Source organism: Pseudovibrio sp. POLY-S9 (assembly GCF_001431305.1).
Classification (GTDB): domain Bacteria; phylum Pseudomonadota; class Alphaproteobacteria; order Rhizobiales; family Stappiaceae; genus Pseudovibrio.
In genome coordinates this window covers 1-4,863 of record NZ_LCWX01000053.1, presented here as the reverse complement: position 1 = coordinate 4,863, position 4,863 = coordinate 1, and the positions used below count along the sequence as shown (strand labels likewise).

The 4,863-nt window shown below is 42.9% G+C and carries 5 protein-coding genes and 1 pseudogene; all 6 read right to left on the bottom strand.

All coding sequences use genetic code 11. The features are described from left to right. Positions 1-245 precede the first annotated feature (245 nt). On the bottom strand, positions 246-917 hold the full coding sequence (locus PPL9_RS03215; protein ID WP_057461302.1) for an N-acetylmuramoyl-L-alanine amidase: 672 nt from the start codon (positions 915-917) through the stop codon (positions 246-248). 140 nt (positions 918-1,057) lie between these two features. Next, on the bottom strand, positions 1,058-1,414 hold the full coding sequence (locus PPL9_RS33000) for a hypothetical protein (protein ID WP_057461301.1): 357 nt from the start codon (positions 1,412-1,414) through the stop codon (positions 1,058-1,060). 95 nt (positions 1,415-1,509) lie between these two features. Continuing rightward, positions 1,510-3,135, bottom strand: coding sequence for a hypothetical protein (locus tag PPL9_RS03205; RefSeq protein WP_057461300.1), 1,626 nt, complete (start codon positions 3,133-3,135; stop codon positions 1,510-1,512). Between the two features lie 58 nt (positions 3,136-3,193). Further along, on the bottom strand, positions 3,194-4,114 hold the full coding sequence (locus PPL9_RS03200; protein WP_152986579.1) for a hypothetical protein: 921 nt from the start codon (positions 4,112-4,114) through the stop codon (positions 3,194-3,196). Between the two features lie 116 nt (positions 4,115-4,230). Further along, positions 4,231-4,383: pseudogene (locus PPL9_RS31065) on the bottom strand (transposase); the annotation flags it as partial. A 121-nt stretch (positions 4,384-4,504) separates the two neighbouring features. Further along, the coding region (locus tag PPL9_RS03195; protein ID WP_200962085.1) for an integrase core domain-containing protein at positions 4,505-4,863 on the bottom strand (359 nt) is incomplete at its 5' end.

The following is a 4,863-nucleotide window of genomic DNA, read 5'->3' as shown; positions in this document are numbered from 1 at the left end:
GGCTACAAAACGCCTTGTCAGGCGTTTGAACAAAGGGCTTGGAAAATGGCAGCGTAATGTGTTTAATCAAACTGTCCGGAAACAGGGACGAACTTCACTCAAGCTGCGGCGTAATCGGAGCGGATCCACTTATAAAACACGATCAACTGTCCAAACAAACGGGACCAGCTCTTTCTGCAACAACGCCGCTTCAAATCACGATCCCTGTAACAATGTCAATGGTTATGACTATCGAATCAAGCACGCTAGTAAATACTGCTATGAGTCTTGAGCTTAAGTTTTTCAAGAATCATTTCTCGGATTTTATCCCCAACTAATATCGGGTCATCTGGAGCTTGCATTCCGGGTATCCAACAAATGTCCCATTTCCTCTTTTGATTAATGCCAAGTATTCTTTGAATTTCAGCATGGCTTAACACTGAGTATCTAGTCACGGGAATATCAAACATCTCGCAATAATACGCAGCGCGTTCTGTTAATACTTTGAGTTGGCTTGTAGTCATTGGTGCTGACCCAGCAGAGAACGGCTGCTCAATCGCATCTGCCATGCAATCAATCGCGAGTCCAATAGCTCCGCTGTTCGCATTTAATGTATGTGAAGCTGCTTTTCCGACCGCATAAGCTGCCTGCATGGTCACCGGATATTTGCCACTATGCACCTTTCCTTCGTGATCTATTACCTCGTTATAGTGCATCAGTTCTAAATCAATTATACCAGCCCCTCCGCCGGTCCAATGCAGATGAATTCGATGTAGTCCAGAGCTATGAAACAGGTCTGAGATATGGCTTGCGTCGCGCTCCTTCAAAGCCGCTGCAATGCTTTTGCGTGTTTTGGGGCCCATTATACCGTCAATTGTACCCGGAGGATGTCCTAATGCTGCGCATCTCGCCTGAATATCAGTGATAGTCAAGGTCATAACTTAAGCCTCAACATTCGATATTCATCATAAGACAAATGATAGAAACAGACCAACCCAAAGAATACATGATATACATAACTTAGTTTTACTATATAAACTTGAATTTATTACCATGTTAATATTAGCAAGTAACGGCTTCACTTAGTAATCCTCTCAATGTGGCGCTTCAAAAAAGCTAATAAAATATCTCGAAATTCTGTAATGACAGAGTGAGCAGCCCATCCTAGCAAAAAAGATGTAACAAACAGAATATTGGGCGAGCGATCGTCAACTGGAATTTCAATAAGTTTCAGCAAAATCGGTCCTCCGAACGACCCAATAAGTGTGTTGAACAGCAATACCCGGGCAATTTTCCGCAGGGTCCAACTCTTCAACTCCAATACAGAGACGAGTGAACCCACACATGCAAGACTGAGAATTGACAAAGAAGAACCGTAAACAATTAGCCATGAGTCAACGATAGAACAGAATTCAATTAATGCATTATAATACACTAAACCTCTCAAAATTAATAATCAATCTGTATTAATCATATGATAAAGCAATGTGACTCTAAAACTACTTTCCTTAGAAACACATTGCTCAATTTTTATTGTTTATTTTTCTTGTATAAGTCAGCTGTATCTTGCATTTTTTTAACAGTGTCTTCTAATGTCTTTACAGGAAAGTAAAAGTGACGCTTTCCAACACCATCAAAATATGCTTGTCGATCTTTCTCTACTTGGGCTTTATCAGCATCGAGAGGACGACGACACTGACCTCGATTAATAGGTGGGTAATTATGCTTATCTGGATCTTTCTTATCTGGGTTGTGTTTGTTAGTGTCCTCCCACTCGTATCCAAGATAAACCGCGCTAGCTGAGCCTTGATAAATGAATTTCGTGAAGGATGAGACGTTTGATACATCGCTTTCACGCAAACCAACTTTTTCTTTCATCTCAACGAGTGTATCGCGGCCATATTTTGCATACCGCTCAGCGGTTTGAATCAGGTGTTCAACTTTGCTTCCAGTTAGTTTACCAGTTGGGATTGAATCAAACAAAATTAATGCCTTGATAATCAATAGATGCAGATTTGCCCCGATAAGCCATGTGGTAAAAGCTTTGAAGTGGAAGGGAACATCAGACTCCCCGCTATTAATAGTGCTTGTCAGCAAAGTGTTCGCGACCAACAATGTCGAGCCAGGATCATCAATGCTGTTCAGCCTATTATATAGATCCACTACTGCCTTATCGTCACTTTTCAAAATATTTTCTGGTATTTTAAGAATAGTATTATCTCTGAGAGTAGCATATTGCTCATTATACCAAGTCAAATCAGAATCGATACTTGCAGCTTGATCCCTGATATCTTGATTGTCGATTGCAGTTGTGACAATATTCCGCACACCATCTAGAATGATCTTTACTTCATTAGGTTTCTGAGGCTTGGGAAGGAAGGCGGAAAAGATCAGGCTCAACAGGCTTGTGACAACTCCAACCGCCAAGCCACCTGGCCCGCCGATACCAAATGACAACATTGAAGCCATGTTCAAAGCGCCTTCCGCCAATCGCTCCAGTGACTGATCATCAGTGCCACCTTGCGCCAACACTACGTTGGAGTAGTTACCACCTGCATTTTGAACAAGTTTTATTGGTTTTGCATCAGGATCTATCTGATCGAGAAGGTTTGCATTTTTGTCAACTGAAAGAGCCGGGAATGTCACGGCAATAGCACCTAAAGCATGAGAACGGTAGTATCGTATTAAGCCTGCTTTGAACTCGTCAGTGCCGTCAGTCAAACCAACGATCTCCTGAACATCACCTTCTTTACTAGAAATTGGTACATATCTGCGAGAATTAATCTTAATATTCTCGGTTAGAGCATTCTCGAGCGCACTGAGAGAAGAGCTACCATCTACTCTGGTATCCAGTATTTCTAATCCAAGAATTTTCTCTCTATCCTCACGCGTCAGGGGAACACTCACCTTCACGGGAATTGGTTTTGCTTGGATGTAGGAGCTCATCTCATAGTTGTATTCCTTAAGGTATTCTCTAGCGAATGCCTGGGCGGTGGCTGCGTCTGAGTATGCGTCAACCGGGAAGTCGAGAACAGGGAGCAAAGCAAGCTCTGGGAATGTCTTTGTTAGAGGATCCGACTGATTTAGTGTAAGGAGCTTGACATCATTAGTGCTTGCTAAAAGCCGATAAGATGTGCTGTCGAGAATTTTATTCATTCCAATAATCTCTCATCATGTGGCAGCGCCACTTAAGTAGCGCTGCAATTTTAGTTGATCAGCGTTTAGGAGGCATACCGCTGGTGATTGTATTTGCAATTTCAACAAGCGCTAATTGAGCCACGTCTGCGGCGACGATTACAGGAAGGGGTTGATTGTTGAGACTTAACGTTTTGACTGTGCTGAAGACAACAGGACTAAAACGCATGTCCTTTGGCTGACTTGCCCAAGCATCAAAAATTTTGTCGATAAGCTTATTTTTTTCCGCTTTATTAATTTTGAAAGCAGGCGCTCCTGGTGAAAGCTCTTTCAGGTACTCCATCATTAGATAGAGTGCAGGCCAAGAGGGATTGAACTTATTAATGTACGTGATAGTCCGATCCCAGATGCTAACTTTACTAGCTCCATCGAGTGCACGTGAGATCTGCTTACGCAGTGTCTGACGAACACTTTCGGGAATTTCATCGAGCCCAGGAATTTTCTCTGCTTTTTGCTTGTTGTCTTTATTGGCATCATTTTTTGTAGAATCAACAACCCACCGAACAAGCAAGATCACGGTAGAAAGCCCAGAGACGGCAAATCCAATTGTTACAGCCCAGAACTTCCAACGTGTGACAAGAGCTCCTTTCTTCTTGGCATTTTCTTTTAGGGCTTCATCGCGGGCACTTTCTCGTTGATCATAACGTTCGTTTTCAGTCTGCGATGTTGAATCTGATAATGTCTCATCTGTCGGAGTTGAGTTTTCTGTAATAGCATCCACCGCAGGAAGCCCAATCGCAAGTGTGTCTGCTGATTTTGACGCTACTTCAAGCATCTGAACTGTGTTTGCAAAATCAGGAGGCGATGGATCTCCTGCAGCCTCAATTTGTCGATTTAGTTCCGTAACAGCTTCTTCTGCGTCTTCAAACACGTCTTCATCTGACTGTTCTGAACTTGGATCGTCTTCTAGTTTTTCTTCTGGTTCAATCAATTCAGGCATATCAATATCCTCTAGTTTGTTTTGACATTTCATCTAAACATTAGGATATGCATTCTCACAGCTAAGAAGTTGACTATAAAAATGTTTTTAATATATCAGGATCGATGAGCGATCAGAACATTTTCCAGCGCCAGTTCCAGTTGCTCGATCTGGCGGTCAATCTTTTCCGAAGATGAGCCAAAACGCTGTTTTTGAAGTTTAGCAAGTGTCAGGCGTAGGTGGGAAATCAGTTCTAGAAAGGCGGCCCAGTTGGGGATCTCCACCGACAAGAATAGGGTGAATACTTATTGAATTCAATGGAGTATTTGTAGTCTGACTAGTTGATATGCAGTAGTATACCTGTATGCTCAAGGGTAATCCCCCCATTTATGGAGGAGTTCTGCAGTAGAGTTATGCAGCCTGTTTTATTTTGTCGGCAGGCGTAATGCCGCCGATGGCCATGTTGGGCCGTTGGTTGTTATATGTCCAGAGCCAGTTTGTTGCTTCCCACTGGGCTTGTTCGATGCTTTCAAAGCAGGATTGGTCCAGCCATTCTTGCCTTACAGTCCTGTTGTAGCGCTCGACATACGCATTTTGAGCGGGTTTCCCGGGTTGAATATGACGGATATGGATGCCTTGCTTTTGTGCCCACGACAACAAGATTTCACTGATGTTTGAAGTTCGTCCCTGTTTCCGGACAGTTTGATTAAACACATTACGCTGCCATTTTCCAAGCCCTTTGTTCAAACGCCTGACAAGGCGTTTTGTAG